Here is a 14,862-nt window from a genome sequence, read left to right as displayed (position 1 = left end):
GCCCCCGACGGCATCTGGCCGTTCTTCCGTTGACTAGCGCATGAGTTTGAAAAGGGAAACGGTTTTCGACCCGGGCGGCGCGCTGAGGCCGGCTCTGCGGCCAAACCGCCACGGTTTCGCAAAATGAGGCGCTGAACCGATTGAGTCTGCCTATAAGCTGTAAGCTATAAGCCGTGACCGTCAGTTTCCAGGCGGTCGCGGTCTCGGCAGCGGCACGCCGATCTCGGGCGTCGCCGTGAAAGCGTTCATCGTGCTTGGCAAGCCGGCGGCGGCCGGGGTGGCGGGCAACGAGGGCGCTTCGGGTTCGGGCGCGGAGGCCGCGACCGGCACGCCGCCGCCATGGTAGGTCGCCGCATCGGCCGACGACGGCCCCGGCGCGTCGAGCACGGCGCGGCACTCGCTCGGCAGGTTCGCCATCGTCATCAGGTCGCGCGCCTTGGGCGCATCGGGGTTCTTGTTGGGTCGCCACGGCTCCTGCGTGAACCACCAGGCCAGCGGCTTGCCGCAACCGTCATCGTCCGGCGTCGCTTCCTGCGCCTTGCAGCCGGGCGATCCGGGCTGGCAGCCGATGCGCATGTGAAAATGATAGTCGTGGCCCCAGAACGGCCTGACCTTGCGCAACCAGAAGCGGTCGCCCTTGACGGTGTCGCAGAGCTTTTTCTTGATGCCCGGATTGACCAGGATGCGCTCGACCTGGCCGTAGCTCGCCGCCCGCTTCAGAAGCTTTGTGTGCGCCGGCGTCCACAGCGCGTCCTTCACCAGATGGGTCTTCTCATCGACCATCAAGGTGGCGCTCATCGATTCGCGCTGCGCTATCGACAGCGGGCGGCGGGGCATCGGCGTCAGCCAGATGTCGGCGTCGAGCCCGATCTGGTGCGAGGCATGTCCTGTCAGCATCGGGCCGCCGCGCGGCTGCGAAATGTCGCCGATCAGCAGGCCTGGCCAACCATCGGCCGCTGCGTCGCGCGACAATTTCTCGACTACTGCGATCATCGCCGGATGGCCCCAGCGGCGGTTGCGCGACGGCCGCATCACCTGCCAGGTCGGACCGTCCAAGGGAATGGCGACGCCGCCGGCAAAACAGCCCTTGGAATAGAATCCGATCGACTGCGCCGCGGTCGCGGCCGGCAGTTTCTTGGCGCCGAACAGGTCTTTTGCCCGCTCCTCGGCGCTCGCCGGCTGAACGGCTGACCCAAGCACGGCAAGCAGGCCGAGCGCAGCGGCCAACAGGGGCGTTTTGCCTAGAGATAGCCTCATCGCTGTCTTCATGAACCCGGTTCTCCACCGCAATCCCAAGGCCGAATCATAGCACGCCGCACCCGCGGCTTCGATCGTCAGCGCTTCATCGGGCTGCGCGCTTCGCCGTCACGCCAATCGCCGCTTGCCCACATATGATCGAAGGCGGCGCGGTAGTCTGGAAACCGCAGGGAATAACCCGCCGCCTTGATCGCCGCGTTGGCGACACGCTTGTTCTCGCCATAGAAGGACCGCGCCATGGGCGAAAGTTGGGCGGCGTCGAAGGGAATTTCGGGCGGCGGTTCGATACCCATTAGCGAAGCGGCATAGGCGACGACATCCTGCGGCGGCGCCGGCAGGTCGTCGGTGACGTTGAAGATGCCGCCTGTATTGCCTTCGATGAGCTGCCACAGGGCGCCGGCAATGTCGTCGCAATGGATGCGGTTGAACACCTGGTCCGGCTTGACCAGCCGCCTTGCAGTGCCGTTTTCCAGATTGACCAGCGCGTTGCGGCCGGGGCCGTAAATGCCGGACAGGCGCAGGATCGCCCCCGGTCGGCCGATCTCGCGGCCCAGCTCCAGCCAGTCTCGTTCGGCGGCCACCCGCATCACCGAGCGCTTCGACACCGGCCGGCATTCCGCCGTTTCATCGACCCATGCGCCGTCATAATTGCCGTAGACGCCGACCGTGGAGAGATAGCCGATCCATTCCAGCAAAGGCATTTGAGCGATTGCCTCTCGTGCGGCATTCAGAACGGGATCGCCGGCCTCTTCCGGGGCAATCGAAATCAGCAGATGCGTTGTTTTTCCCAATGCATCACCGATTTCGCCGGTCATCGCGCCGTCGAACAGGAGCGGCGCGATACCGGCCTGCCGTAGCGTCTCGAATTTTTCCGGCGAGCGTGTCGTGCCGAAGATCGTCGCGGCGCCTTTGTTAGCCCGAGCAAAAGCCCTGCCGGAATAGCCGGCGCCGAAGATGAATATCTGCTTTTCGCTCATGCATTCGCCCTGGTTGGCCGCGCCAGACGCCATTCGTCGCGCACGGCATCGTCGCTTTCGGTTTTCAGGCCGATGGCTGCCCGTTGTGAATATTCGGCATCGGGCACCAGCCGCGCCAGCGCCCATATTGCCGCGCCCCGCACCAGCGGCGAGGCATCGTCCAGCAAGGCGCGCACAGTGTCGGCAAGAGAGGCATCGCCGGTATTGCCGGCGGCGATCAGCACGTTGCGGATGAACCGGTCGCGGCCGATGCGTTTTATCGGCGAACCGGAGAAGAAAGCGCGGAAGGCCGCGTCATCGAGACCCAAAAGGTCGGCGAGCGGCGGCTCGCGCAAATCATCGCGCGCGACGAGTTTTGCTTCGGAAGCCGCCCTGGCGAATTTGTTCCACGGGCACGCGGCTAAACAGTCGTCGCAGCCATAGATGCGGTTGCCGATCTTTTCGCGGAATTCGTGCGGGATCGGCCCCTTGTTCTCGATGGTGAGATAGGAGATGCAGCGCCGCGCATCGAGCCGGTAGGGCGCCGGAAAGGCATCGGTCGGGCACGCGTCGAGGCAGGCACGGCAGGAGCCGCAATGGTCGATCTCGGCGCGGTCGGGCACGAGTTCGGCGGTGGTGAAAATGGTGCCGAGGAACAGCCAGGAGCCGTGTTCACGGCTGACCAGATTGGTGTGCTTGCCTTGCCAGCCGAGCCCGGCGGCCTCGGCCAGCGGCTTTTCCATCACCGGCGCGGTGTCGACGAACACCTTCACATCACCCCCGGCGCGCGCCACGATCTTGCCGGCGATCTCCTTCAGCCGCCCCTTCATCACATCGTGATAGTCGCGGTTTTGCGCATAGACCGAGATCGCGCCGGAGTCGCGCTTGGCCAGCACCCCGCGCGGATCATGGTCGGGGCCATAGTTCATCGCCAGCACGATGATCGAGCGCACCTGCGGCCAGAGGGCCATTGGTTCACTGCGGCGTTGCAGCGTCTCGGCGATCCAGTCCATTGAGCCGTGAAAGCCATCGGCGACGAATTCAGCCAGGCGCGCCGGCGCCAGCGGGATCGCATCGGGGGAGGTGACGGCAACGGCATCGAAGCCGGCGCGCTGCGCCTCCGCGTCGATCAGCGCGCGCAGTTTTGCGGCGTCAGAAGTCGAGGTCCGCATAATGCGACACCGGTGACAGGCCGCGCACCCGGTCGGTCAAAAGCGGCCGGAAGGAGGGCCGCGACTTGACCCGCGTGTACCATTCGCGTGCAGCGCTGTGCTCGCGCCAGTCGATCTCGCCGAGATAGTCGAGCACCGACAGCGTCGCCGCGGCCGCGAGATCGGCATAGGTGACCCTGGAGCCAGCCAGCCAATGGCGGGTGCCGGCCAGCCAGTTGGTGTATTTCAGGTGCTGGCGGATGTTGGCGCGCGCGGCACGGATCGCGCCCGAATCGGGCGAGCCGCCGCCAGCGGTTTCCGGCATGACCGGCTTCAGCACGCGCTCGCGCACCAGATGGCGGGTGACTTCACTTTCAGCCTTGTTGAGATACCAGTCGATGAGCCGGCGGATTTCGGCGCGCTGCATCGGGTCCTCGGCGAACAGCCGCTTGTCGCGCTTCAGCACGCCGCGCGTTTCATCGAGATATTCCGAAATCACCGTCGCGCCGACGATCGGCACGTCGCCTTCGGCCAACAGGATCGGCAGCGTTCCGGCCGGGTTCAGCGCCAGGAACTCCTTGCGCCGGGTCCACGGCTTTTCCTCGATCAAAGCCAGCTCCTCGCCATACTCGCCGAATGCGAGGCGGACGAAGCGACAGGTGGCGAACATGGGATGGTGGAAAAGCGTCAGCATGGTTCCGCGATGATAAAGCGCACTGGCGAATCGCAGGGCGCACCGGTAAGTCTTGGCCGCCCGGTTAGCGGGCCGTCAGGGTGTTGCGACCTATAGGGGGACTTCAACGCCATGACAAGCAAGCCCTTCTGTCAGCCGTCACGCCAATGCCGAGGTAGCCATGGAAAGCCAGACCATCGTCGAAGCCCTGCTGCTCGGCCTGCTGGAGGGGTTGACCGAGTTCATCCCGGTGTCGTCGACCGGCCATATTCTGCTTGCCGGTCATTTCCTCGGCTTCCATTCGACCGGCAAGGCCTTCGAGATCCTGATCCAGCTCGGCGCCATCCTGGCGATCCTCAGCGTCTATTTCCGCCGCCTGTGGAAGATGCTGCTCGAACTGCCGCATGACCGGCTGACGCGGCATTTCGCCATCGGCATCCTGATCGCCTTCCTGCCGGCGGCGATCATCGGCGCGCTGGCGCATGATTTCATCAAGACGGTGCTGTTCGAATCGCCGAGGCTGATCTGCATCATGCTGATCATCGGCGGCGTCGTGCTGCTGGCGGTGGACCGCATGAACCTCAAGCCGGTCTACCGCGATGTCGAGCGCTTCCCGACCCGGCTTTACCTGCAGATCGGGCTTTTCCAGTGCCTGTCGCTCATTCCCGGTACATCGCGTTCGGGCTCGACCATCGTCGGCGCCCTGCTTTTGGGCGTCGATAAGCGCGCTGCCGCTGAATTTTCCTTCTTCCTTGCGATCCCGACCATGGTCGGCGCCTTCGCCTTCGACCTGTTCAAGAACCGCAACGTGCTGAGCAGTGCCGACCTGCCGATCATCGCCGTCGGCTTCGTCGCCGCCTTTGTCACGGCGCTCATCGTCGTGCGTTTCCTGCTCGACTACGTCTCGCGCAAAGGCTACGCGCTGTTCGGCTGGTGGCGGCTGGTGGTCGGCGGTGTCGGACTGCTGGCGTTGATGATCTGGGGTTAGCGAACGCGCATCGTTGCGAGCTCCCCCTCACCCGGATTGCCAGCCGAATTGCAAGTGCAATTCGGGGCAATCCGACCTCTCCCCGAGGGGAGAGGAGCCTGTCGGCGCCGGCACTAGTCTCTTCTCCCCAACGGGGAGAAGGTGGCCGCGAAGCGGCCGGATGAGGGGGCCGCCTCGCACAAGGGTCTGTACGGACTAACTCCTCCCGTAAAACGCGTTCTCGACATGCACCGGCCAGCGCCAGGGCAGCACCGCGACCATGTCGAAGCGCATCGACAGCCTGCCGTAGTCCGCTTGGCGCGACAGCCAGATGTCGGCCGCGCCTTCTATGCGACGTTCCGATTCATGACCGATCGCCTCCATGGCTTCCATCAGCGTGCGCCGCGCCTTGACCTCGACGAACAGCACCAGATCGCCGCGCCGCGCGATCAGGTCGATCTCGCCGAAGCGTGTGCGGTGGCGGCGCGCAAGGATTCTGTAGCCCTTCAGCATCAGTGCTGCCGCCGCCAGCCATTCGCCGCGATGACCGCGTCGATAGGCCTTTTGGCGGCTAACGCTTGGGCGCTCAGCCACTGTCGCTTTCTCCAGAAGTCTCCCTGAGGTCAAGCAGCCGCCGATAGAGGGCCTGTTTCTGGCCGCCGGTCATCTTCGCAGCTTCCGCGGCCGCCTTGGAGGCCGGCATTTCGGCGGCAAGCGACAGAAGCAGACGGTCGATGTCTTCAGGCTCGTCGACCCTGGCCTCGGCCGGACCGACGCAGACGACGATTTCGCCCTTCGGCGTATCGGCCGCAGCATAGTGGTCGGCCAGCGCCTGCAGCGTGCCGGTGCGCATCTCTTCGAAGGTCTTGGTCAATTCCCTGCCGATAGCGGCCTTGCGCTCGCCGCCGAGCGCTTCGACCATGGCAGCCAGGGAGTCAGCCAGCCGGCGCGGCGATTCAAAGAAAATCAATGTCGCCGGCACGGCCTTCAGTGCTTCCAGCCGTGTCAGCCGCTGCCCTGATTTGACCGGCAGGAAGCCGGCGAACAGGAAGGCATCCGACGGCAGGCCGGATGCCGTCAGCGCCGCCAGCGGCGCTGACGGGCCGGGGATAGGCACCACGCGAATGCCGTGGTCGAGCGCCTCGCCGACCAGCCGGTAGCCGGGATCGGACACCAGCGGCGTGCCGGCATCGGAGATCAGCGCCACGCTCTGCCCGGCCTGAAGTGCCGATATCAGCTTCGGCCCCGCCTCGCCGGCATTGTGTTCATGATAGGCCGTGGTGCGGCGGCGAATGCCGTAGCGGTCGAGCAGCACGCGCGACACCCGCGTGTCTTCGCAAGCAACGATGTCGGCGGCGGCCAGCGTCTCCAGCGCGCGCAGCGTGATGTCGGCGAGATTGCCGATCGGCGTCGCCACCAGATAGAGCGCCGGCTCCAATGGCCGTGCCGCGATCTCGGTCTGCCCGACCACATAGCTGCGCTTGCTCGTCTCTGCGGTCACCGATGACTTCTCCATTCAGCCCTGTTTGGCACGGCTGACGCGGGCTTGCAAAAGCTGACGCCGATGTAAGGAATTCGCCTTTCCTTTGCCACAGTGGGGAACCAAACCGGCGTTGGCAGATTAGCCCCCTGATTCCGGAGGAGGACAGGATGGACAGCCTGAAGATACAGGACGCTTTCGAGCCCTACTATGCCGGCCGCAAGCGCGGTGCCGCGCCCACGGCCAAGCGCCCGCCCGCCAAGACCGAGAACAGCCTGACCAAAGAGCGGACCGCGAGCACCTCGCCGACGAAGGGCAGGCTTTCGGACAGCAACAAACCAGACAGCACGACGGAGCACTGACCGGACGATGCCCAATCGCTTCGATATCTTCATCACCCGTCTTGAAACAAAGAATGCCCGCAACGGCGCGCAACTAGCCTCGATAGGCGACCAGCACCGCGCCCGCCGCGATAAGGGCGACGCCAAGCCAATTCGCTCCGGACAACCGCTCGCCGAGAAAGGCCGCGCCAAACACCGCCACAAGCACGACGCTTAGCTTGTCGATCGGCGCCACCTGCGCGGCATTGCCGATCTTGAGCGCCCGAAAGTAGCAGAGCCATGACGCGCCGGTCGCCAGACCGGACAGGCCGAGGAAAGCCCAGGTCTTTCCCGAGATCGTGGCCGGCGACTGGAACTGGCCACTGCCAAGCAGGATCGCACCGAGCACGATCAGGATGATGACCGTGCGGATGAAGGTGGCGAAATCGGAATTGATGTTCTCGATGCCAACCTTGGCGAAGATCGCCGTCAGGGCAGCGAACGCAGCCGAGAGCAATGCCCAGAATTGCCAGGAGGATACGGTCAGGTTCATCAAGGTGGCCTTCGCGGATGACGTCTCAACCGAGATACCGTGAGACGCGTGCCTTCAGAAGTGCAATCAGCTCCAGATCCATGAATTCATAGTTATCAGGTATATCCAGGCAGATCACACGGGCCTTCTTCAGGCTGGACTTGAATTTCTTCTGCAGCTTGGTGCGGTGCGCCTTTTCCATGACGAAGATGATATCGGCCCAAGCGACGAGTTCATGCGTCAGCGGCGTGTCCGCATCGTGGTTTGTCCCCGCCGAGGCCACCTCGATATCCCGGCGCGTTGAAAACACCTGTTCGGCGGTAGGGCTGCGCAAGCGGTTCTGGCTGCAGACGAAGAGGGCGTTCTTCAAGGGCTAGCGCGCCAGATCGGCGACCACGGCGTCGAGCACGATCATGCCGGCCGGTGTGGCGCGCAGGCGCGCATTGCCGATCGGCGCCACCAGCCCCTCGCCCTGCAGCATCGACAGCCGCGCTGACGACAGGCCGCGCCCGGAGAACGCTTCGTAGCGGGAAAGGTCGATGCCTTCGGCAAGCCGCAGGCCCATCAGCAGGAATTCGTCGGCCTCTTCCGAACGCGTCAGGATTTCGCCGCCGGTGACGCCGTGGCCCTTGGCTTCGACCAGATTGGCCCAGGTTTCCGGCATCCGCTCGGCGATCGTCACCGTGCGGCGGCCGTGCTCGACGAAGCGGCCATGCGCGCCGGGTCCAACGCCGACATATTCGCCATAGCGCCAATAGGTGAGGTTGTGCCGGCTCTCGGCGCCCGGCCTTGCGTGGTTGGAAATCTCGTAAGCCGGCAAGCCGTGCGCCGTGGTGATCTCCTGCGTCAGCGCATAGAGGTCGGCGGCGTGGTCATTGTCGGGAATGATGAATTTCTTTGCCGCGTGCAGGGCGTGGAAGGGCGTGCCTTCCTCGATGGTCAGCTGGTAGAGTGACAGATGGTCGGCGGCATGGCCGATCGCCTGTTCCAGCTCCGATGCCCAGGACTCCGGCGTCTGGCCGGGGCGGGCGTAGATGAGGTCGAAGGACAGCCTTGGGAATATTTCCCGCGCCAGGCCGATGGCGTGCAGGGCCTCATCGACATTGTGCAGCCGGCCGAGGAAGCGCAAATCCTTGTCGTTCAGCGCCTGAACGCCGAGCGACACGCGATTGACGCCGGCCGCCCGGTAGCCGCGAAAGCGTTCGGCCTCGACCGAGGACGGATTGGCCTCCAGCGTCACCTCGATGCCGTCAGGCACAGTCCAGTTCTTCGCCACGGCATCCAGAACCCTGGCTACGGTTTCCGGATTCATCAGCGAGGGCGTACCGCCGCCGAGAAAAACGCTGGTCACCTCGCGCGGCCCGGTGCGCTCGCGCATCGTCGCCAGTTCGGCCTCGAAGGCGGCGGCAAAGCGCTCCTGGTCGACCGGCTGGTGGCGGACATGGCTGTTGAAGTCGCAATAGGGGCATTTGGCCGCGCAGAACGGCCAGTGGACATAGACGCCGAAACCGGGCGCCCGGTCGAGCAGCATGCTCATGCCGAGCCCAATCTCGCCTTGGCGAATTTCTGGAAGGCACGGGCGCGATGCGACAGCGCCGTCGGCTGGCCAGGCTTCCAGCCATGCTTTTCCTCAGCGCTCATTTCGCCGAAGGTTTTTTCGAAGCCATCGGGCAGGAACACAGGATCGTAGCCGAAGCCGAGATCGCCGCGCGGCGGCCAGACCAGCGTGCCCTCGGCCTCGCCGCGATAATATTCCGCCTCGCCGTCTGGAAATGCCAGGCAGATGACGGCGACGAAGCGTCCCTTGCGCTGTTGCGGCAAGGCCGCGCCGACTTCCTGCAACGCCACTTCGGTGCGTTGCATGGCCATGCCGAAATCTCTGCTGCCATCCGGGGTTTCGGCCCAGTTGGCGGTGTAGACGCCGGGCGCGCCATCAAGCGCGTCGACGCATAGGCCGGAATCGTCCGACAGCGCCGGCAGGCCGGTCGCCTTGGCGGCGGCGAGCGCCTTGATGTAGGCGTTCTCCTCGAAGGTGGTGCCGGTCTCGTCAGGCTCCGGCAGGCTATACTCCTTGGCCGACTTGGCTTCGAAGCCGAACGGCCCCATCAGGTCGGCGAATTCGCGCAGCTTGCCGTCATTATGGCTGGCGACGACGATCTTCTTTCCATCGAGAGAATGCATCAAAGGCCCCAGATTCGTGGCTCGGCAAATTCGATCGAATTGCCCGAGGGGTCGCGTATATAGATCGAACGGCCGCCCTGCGGCCACTCGAATTCGCTCTCGATGGCGATCTTCTTTGCCTCCAGATGGGCTTTCCAGCCGGCGATTTCATCGGCGGTCGCAGCAAAGCACAGATGGCCCTCGCCGACCGCGCCATGCGACGGCACCGGCAGCCTGGCGTCAGGCGCCGGCGGCACTTTCGTCGCCTCGGCATTGAAGACGAGCAGCACGCCCGGCCCGCAGCGGAAGAAGAGGTGGCGGCCGTCGACCTTGCCTAGGAGATTGAGGCCGAGGATGTCGGTGAAGAACGTTTCCGCGGCGGTCAGGTCTGTGACGTAGAGGGCCGATTCCAGGATCGCGGAGGGTGTCACGAGGCGCCCCCCTCTGGCCTGCCGGCCCCGGCCCTTCGCTGCCGCTCTGGGCGTTCGTTGTTCGGAAAGCCAAGCAATTGGCTTTCCGTCCGCTTCGCGGACCACGCCTCACCCCCCTCAGGTGGGGAGATTAGCAGCTTCTGCATTGTCGCGCACCCTGCAACGCCGGAGATTGGCGAAGACCGAAATGGCATCCGATCTCCCCCCTTGAGGGGGAGATGGCCGGCAGGCCAGAGGGGGGTGTTCAAGCTCGGCATTTAAGTCCTAAGCCACCGCCATCTGCTGCAGACTAACCAAGCGCTGGATGCCCTTCTTGGCCAGACCCATCAAATCCGCGAACTGCTCTTCCGAAAAGGGCTCGCCCTCGGCGGTGCCCTGGATCTCGACGATGCCGCCCTTGCCGGTCATGACGAAATTGGCGTCGGTGCCGGCCGCGGAATCCTCGACATAGTCGAGGTCGATGACCGGCTGGCCGTCATGGATGCCGCAGGAGATCGCCGCGACGTGGTCTTTCAGCACCTTGGCGACGCTGGCCATCTGGCGCGCTTCCATCCAGCGCAGGCAGTCATACAGCGCCACCCAGCCGCCGGTGATCGATGCGGTGCGGGTGCCGCCATCGGCCTGGATGACGTCGCAGTCGACGGTGATCTGCTGCTCGCCCAGCGCCTGCAGGTCGACCACGGCGCGCAGGGAGCGGCCGATCAGCCGCTGGATTTCCAGCGTGCGGCCGCCCTGCTTGCCGGCCGAAGCCTCGCGGCGCATGCGCTCGCCGGTCGAGCGCGGCAGCATGCCGTATTCGGCCGTCACCCAGCCCTTGCCGGAATTGCGCATCCAGCCCGGCACTTTTTCCTCGAGGCTGGCCGTGCACAGGACATGCGTGTCGCCGAACTTCACCAGGCATGAGCCTTCGGCATGCTTGGAGACGCCGCGCTCGAAGGAGATGGCACGCATTTCGTCGAATTGGCGTTTGGAAGGGCGCATTCAGGCTGCTTTCTTGTCATTTTTCGGAATCTTGGCCGGCTTGTAACCGCATGGGACGCGTGGCGCAAAGGAAAATGGCCTGACGATCTGACACAGACACCGGGTGGTCCCACAAAGACACCCGGTGATCTCACACAGACACCGGGTTGCGCGGGTGCAGTGTAAGTCTGTATCCTTGGGCCGGAGGTTTTTGGCCGTATGACCAAGGCAGTCGATCCCGCTTCGCAGTCGCCCGCGCTCCAGTCGCTCGACATGCGTTCGCGCGACATCTTCCGGCGTATCGTCGACTCCTATCTAAGGGACGGCGAACCCGTGGGCTCGCGCAGCCTGTCGCGCATCCTGCCGTCCTCGCTGTCGCCGGCGACCATCCGCAACGTCATGAGCGATCTCGAGCATCTCGGCCTGATCTACGCGCCGCACATTTCGGCCGGCCGGCTGCCGACGCAGGCCGGCCTGCGTTTCTTTGTCGATGCCTTCATGGAGCTTGGCGACCTTTCCGACGAGGAGCGCCGCGCCATCGAGGCACAGGTTCGGGCGTCCGGCTCGGGCGCGACGCTGGAACACATGCTGACCGAGGCCAGCCAGATGCTGTCGGGCATGTCGCGCGGCGCCGGCCTGGTGCTGGCCGCCAAGAACGAGGTGGCGCTGAAACACATCGAATTCATCCAGCTCGAACCGACCAAGGCGCTGGCGGTTCTGGTGTCGCAGAATGGCGACGTCGAAAACCGCGTCGTCGAGCTGCCCGCCGGCATCACCGTCTCGCAACTGCACGAGGCCTCGAATTTCCTCAACGCCCATATACGCGGCCGCACGCTGGCCGAGGCGCGGATCGAGATCGCCCGCATCAAGGAAGAAACCAGGGCCGCGCTCGACACGCTGTCGCAGGACCTGGTCGAGAAGGGGCTGGCGGTATGGGCCGGCGCCGATAGCGGCCTGCCGGCACGGCTCATCGTGCGCGGGCGCGCCAACCTGCTCGAAAACGTCACCGCCCAGGCCGACATCGAACTGCTGCGCCATCTGTTCGAGGACATGGAGACGCAGGACGGGCTTATCCAGCTGCTTGACCTCGCCGAGCAGGGCTCGGGCGTGCGCATCTTCATTGGCTCGGAAAACAAGCTGTTTTCGCTGTCGGGCTCGTCGCTGGTCGTCGCCCCATATCGCGACAAGGATGCCCGCGTCGTCGGCGCGCTCGGCGTCATCGGCCCGACCCGGCTGAACTACGCGCGCATCGTCCCAATGGTCGACTATACGGCGCAGCTGATTTCACGCATGCTGCGCTGAGCTGATCCAACCGAGGAGACGATGATGGCGCTCGAAGAATTCAAGGCCCGGATCAGCCTGCTGCTGGAGGAGATGGTCAACCAGCCGGAAGACCAGCACGAGATCCAGGAGCAGTTGCGCGAAAAACTGCAGGAAATGCGCGCCATGGGCCTGCCGCTGCCGGCCGATCTCGTCGAGTTGGAAAAACGCCTCGACGACGATTTTTACGCCGCCGGGACCTGAACCGGGAAACCGGAAGCTTCCTCCACCTCATCATGTGCCGTGGAACGATCGACGAAACCGGTCGTTCCTGTTTTCACGCCCAAACATTGGAGGACCGAATGATGCGTTTTGCCGGCCCCGCACTTTCCGCCGCACTGTTTCTCTCGACCGCTTCATTCGCCCAGCAGGCGGACGAGCCGGTGCTGAAAGGCGCGGACGCCTTCGGTGACTGGCGAGCCGACAAGCCGGGCACACGCCGGCTGATCAGGCCGGATGATCTGCCTAAACCCTATGCCAACAGATCGACCTCTAACAGCGCTGGCGTCGCGGACATGCCGGCAGACGCGAAGCTGCAACTGCCGCCGGGATTCTCGGCCGAGCTGGTTGTATCGGGCATCGACAATCCACGCGTCGTGCGCGTCGCGCCGAATGGCGACCTGTTCGTCGCCGACAGCAAAGCCAATCAGGTCCGCATCTATCGCCTCGCCGAAGGCAGGGCGAAGCCGACACAGGACGGCATCTTTGCAGGCAATCTCAAACGGCCCTATGGCATTGCCTTCTATCCGCCGGGCGCTGACCCGCAATGGGTCTATGTCGCCAATAGCGACAGCATCGTGCGCTTTGCCTACCGCAATGGCGACCTGAAGGCCTCCGGCGATCCGGAAACCATCGTCGGCAACATCCCTGCCAGTCATCACTGGACCCGCGACATCGCCTTCTCGCCGGATGGCAAGACGCTTTATCTGTCGGTCGGCTCGGGATCGAATGTGGCCGAGCGCATGGGCAAGGAACCGAAGGGCGGCCTCGACGCCTGGGCGAAATCGCAGCCGCTCGGCGCCACATGGGGATCCGAGGACGGCCGCGCCGGCGTGCTGGCCTTCGATCCCGATGGCAAGAATGGCCGCATCCTTGCCACCGGCCTGCGCAACTGCTCGGGCATGACCGTGCAGCCGGCGACCGGCGCGCTGTGGTGCGTCGTCAACGAACGCGATGCGCTTGGCGACAATGTGCCGCCCGAATACGCGACCGTGGTCAAGGAGGGCGCCTTCTATGGCTGGCCCTGGTACTATATCGGCGACAATGAGGATCCGCGCCACAAGGGTGAGCGCCCCGATCTTGCCGGCAAAACGACCGTTCCCGATGTGCTGATGCAGGCGCATTCGGCTCCGCTCAACATCGCCTTCTACGAAGGGAAGAGCTTTCCGGCCAAATACAAGGGCGATGCTTTCGTCGCTCTGCACGGTTCATGGAACCGCGGCAACCGGACCGGCTACAAGGTGGTGCGATTGCTGTTCAAGGACGGCAAGCCGACCGGCGAATATGAGGATTTCATCACCGGCTTCGTCTCCAACGGCGAGGTCTGGGGCCGGCCGGTCGGTGTGGCGGTGACCATGGATGGCGCGCTGATCGTCACCGAGGACGGCAACGGTACCATCTGGCGTGTCACCCATGGCGACGGTCGCTCCTGAGCAATTTTACCTGGACCGCACAGCCCCCTCACCCGGATTGCCAAAACCGAATTGCAACAGCAATTCGGGGCAATCCGACCTCTCCCCGAGGGGAGAGGAGTCAGCAGGCGCTGGCGCCCGTCTCTTCTCCCCTCGGGGAGAAGGTGGCCGCGAAGCGGCCGGATGAGGGGGCTTCGTGAGGCGAGGCCCCCGATATCTGGTGCAATAGAATCCGACCCCAGGGAATTCAATCTTAGCCGGTCCCATGCGACAAGGCATTCTGATCTGAGACGAATGCCATGACCCTTACCGGATTCCTCGCCTACAGCGCCGCCCTCGGCATCGCAGCCGCGATCCCTGGTCCCGGCATCACCGCGCTGGTCGCGCGTGCGCTCGGCTCCGGCTTCCGCTCGTCGCTGGCGATGTCGTTTGGCCTGATGGTTGGCGACATCACCTATCTGACCGCCGTGGTGCTCGGCCTCGCCTTCGTCGCACAGAGTTTCAACATGGTTTTCCTGGCCATCAAATGGCTCGGCGTCGCCTATCTCGCCTTCCTCGGCTGGCGCTTCTGGAACAGCGGCATCACGTCCGAGACCGTCGAAGCCCGAACGGGCAGGGCGGGATTGCTGTCGAGCTTTGCCGCCGGCCTGACTGTCACGCTCGGCAATCCGAAGACGATGATCTTCTATCTCGCCATCACGCCGACCATCGTCGATCTGAAAACCATCACGCTGGCAGACTATGGTATCCTCGTCGCGCTGACCGTTGTCGTGCTGTTGGTGGTGCTGGTGCCGTATCTTGCGCTGGCTGCCAAGGCGCGCTGGTTCCTGAAATCTCCGCGCGCGCTCAAGGCGCTGAACCGCACGGCTGCCGGCTTCATGGTCGGTGCCGCTGCAGCGATTGCCGCCCGCCAATAGCGAGCTTTCGGCCAAAGCATTTCGCAAACAGGCCTTTGCGGGAAATGCTTTTCCGAGACGGCACTGTTTTAGACACAGGTCCCACTCGGATATTTCCAATCGACAGT

The 14,862-nt window shown here is 64.4% G+C and carries 18 protein-coding genes; 6 read left to right on the top strand and 12 right to left on the bottom strand.

From position 1 onward, the window contains the following. Positions 1 to 180: 180 nt before the first annotated feature. The 4 genes from mepA to AC0L24_RS14265 all read right to left on the bottom strand — a co-directional run bounded on the left by mepA (position 181) and on the right by AC0L24_RS14265 (position 4,058). Positions 181 to 1,269, bottom strand: coding sequence for a penicillin-insensitive murein endopeptidase (gene mepA, locus AC0L24_RS14280; RefSeq protein WP_127808448.1), 1,089 nt, complete (start codon positions 1,267 to 1,269; stop codon positions 181 to 183). 65 nt (positions 1,270 to 1,334) lie between these two features. Then, entirely contained in the window at positions 1,335 to 2,234 is a 900-nt protein-coding gene (locus AC0L24_RS14275; RefSeq protein ID WP_127808449.1) for an SDR family oxidoreductase, read from the bottom strand. Continuing rightward, positions 2,231 to 3,385, bottom strand: a complete 1,155-nt coding sequence (gene queG, locus AC0L24_RS14270; RefSeq protein WP_127808450.1) for a tRNA epoxyqueuosine(34) reductase QueG — start codon at positions 3,383 to 3,385, stop codon at positions 2,231 to 2,233. The genes AC0L24_RS14275 and queG overlap by 4 nt, the downstream gene beginning before the upstream one ends. Next, positions 3,366 to 4,058 (bottom strand): glutathione S-transferase family protein, encoded by a 693-nt coding sequence (locus tag AC0L24_RS14265; RefSeq protein WP_473563875.1) that lies wholly within the window; start codon positions 4,056 to 4,058, stop codon positions 3,366 to 3,368. Before AC0L24_RS14265 ends, queG begins: the two co-directional genes overlap by 20 nt. A gap of 160 nt (positions 4,059 to 4,218) precedes the next feature. On the opposite strand from AC0L24_RS14265, the gene AC0L24_RS14260 reads away from it, so the two are divergent. Next, on the top strand, positions 4,219 to 5,025 hold the full coding sequence (locus AC0L24_RS14260; RefSeq protein ID WP_127808451.1) for an undecaprenyl-diphosphate phosphatase: 807 nt from the start codon (positions 4,219 to 4,221) through the stop codon (positions 5,023 to 5,025). A 195-nt stretch (positions 5,026 to 5,220) separates the two neighbouring features. Here the strand turns inward: AC0L24_RS14260 and AC0L24_RS14255 are convergent, their stop codons facing one another. Both AC0L24_RS14255 and rsmI read right to left on the bottom strand, forming a co-directional pair. Next, positions 5,221 to 5,598, bottom strand: a complete 378-nt coding sequence (locus tag AC0L24_RS14255; protein WP_127808452.1) for a YraN family protein — start codon at positions 5,596 to 5,598, stop codon at positions 5,221 to 5,223. Then, positions 5,591 to 6,520 carry a 16S rRNA (cytidine(1402)-2'-O)-methyltransferase gene (gene rsmI, locus AC0L24_RS14250; RefSeq protein WP_127382148.1) on the bottom strand — a complete coding sequence of 310 codons (930 nt, stop codon included), beginning with the start codon at positions 6,518 to 6,520 and terminating at the stop codon, positions 5,591 to 5,593. The genes AC0L24_RS14255 and rsmI overlap by 8 nt, the downstream gene beginning before the upstream one ends. A 134-nt stretch (positions 6,521 to 6,654) precedes the next feature. On the opposite strand from rsmI, the gene AC0L24_RS14245 reads away from it, so the two are divergent. Beyond that, positions 6,655 to 6,846, top strand: coding sequence for a hypothetical protein (locus tag AC0L24_RS14245; RefSeq protein ID WP_127808453.1), 192 nt, complete (start codon positions 6,655 to 6,657; stop codon positions 6,844 to 6,846). Positions 6,847 to 6,919: 73 nt separating this feature from the next. Here AC0L24_RS14245 and AC0L24_RS14240 read toward each other — a convergent pair whose 3' ends face one another. The 6 genes from AC0L24_RS14240 to rph all read right to left on the bottom strand — a co-directional run bounded on the left by AC0L24_RS14240 (position 6,920) and on the right by rph (position 10,908). Then, on the bottom strand, positions 6,920 to 7,357 hold the full coding sequence (locus tag AC0L24_RS14240) for an EamA family transporter (RefSeq protein WP_127808454.1): 438 nt from the start codon (positions 7,355 to 7,357) through the stop codon (positions 6,920 to 6,922). Between the two features lie 25 nt (positions 7,358 to 7,382). After that, a complete protein-coding gene (locus tag AC0L24_RS14235) occupies positions 7,383 to 7,706 on the bottom strand; it encodes a low molecular weight protein tyrosine phosphatase family protein (protein ID WP_127808455.1) in 324 nt (107 codons plus the stop codon). Between the two features lie 3 nt (positions 7,707 to 7,709). Next, positions 7,710 to 8,873, bottom strand: a complete 1,164-nt coding sequence (gene hemW, locus AC0L24_RS14230; protein ID WP_127808457.1) for a radical SAM family heme chaperone HemW — start codon at positions 8,871 to 8,873, stop codon at positions 7,710 to 7,712. Then, entirely contained in the window at positions 8,870 to 9,517 is a 648-nt protein-coding gene (gene rdgB, locus AC0L24_RS14225) for an RdgB/HAM1 family non-canonical purine NTP pyrophosphatase (protein ID WP_127808459.1), read from the bottom strand. The genes hemW and rdgB overlap by 4 nt, the downstream gene beginning before the upstream one ends. Beyond that, positions 9,517 to 9,927, bottom strand: coding sequence for a VOC family protein (locus AC0L24_RS14220; RefSeq protein WP_127808461.1), 411 nt, complete (start codon positions 9,925 to 9,927; stop codon positions 9,517 to 9,519). Before AC0L24_RS14220 ends, rdgB begins: the two co-directional genes overlap by 1 nt. Before the next feature lie 264 nt (positions 9,928 to 10,191). Further along, the gene (rph, locus tag AC0L24_RS14215) at positions 10,192 to 10,908 is read right to left on the bottom strand and encodes a ribonuclease PH (protein ID WP_127396273.1); all 717 of its coding nucleotides are present in this window, start codon (positions 10,906 to 10,908) and stop codon (positions 10,192 to 10,194) included. A 198-nt stretch (positions 10,909 to 11,106) separates the two neighbouring features. On the opposite strand from rph, the gene hrcA reads away from it, so the two are divergent. From hrcA to AC0L24_RS14195, 4 genes are all read left to right on the top strand, one after another. Then, positions 11,107 to 12,189: a heat-inducible transcriptional repressor HrcA gene (gene hrcA / locus AC0L24_RS14210; RefSeq protein ID WP_023814157.1), complete on the top strand. Its 1,083-nt coding sequence runs from the start codon at positions 11,107 to 11,109 to the stop codon at positions 12,187 to 12,189. A 24-nt stretch (positions 12,190 to 12,213) separates the two neighbouring features. Continuing rightward, the gene (locus AC0L24_RS14205; protein WP_023814156.1) at positions 12,214 to 12,411 is read left to right on the top strand and encodes a hypothetical protein; all 198 of its coding nucleotides are present in this window, start codon (positions 12,214 to 12,216) and stop codon (positions 12,409 to 12,411) included. Between the two features lie 98 nt (positions 12,412 to 12,509). Then, positions 12,510 to 13,859, top strand: a complete 1,350-nt coding sequence (locus AC0L24_RS14200) for a PQQ-dependent sugar dehydrogenase (protein ID WP_128362857.1) — start codon at positions 12,510 to 12,512, stop codon at positions 13,857 to 13,859. A gap of 278 nt (positions 13,860 to 14,137) precedes the next feature. Next, the gene (locus AC0L24_RS14195; protein ID WP_473563874.1) at positions 14,138 to 14,755 is read left to right on the top strand and encodes a LysE family translocator; all 618 of its coding nucleotides are present in this window, start codon (positions 14,138 to 14,140) and stop codon (positions 14,753 to 14,755) included. Positions 14,756 to 14,862: the final 107 nt, after the last annotated feature.

The organism is Mesorhizobium sp. WSM4809 (assembly GCF_055811655.1).
The sequence above is the reverse complement of the archived record's forward strand: the minus strand, read 5'-3'. Positions and strand labels throughout refer to the sequence as shown.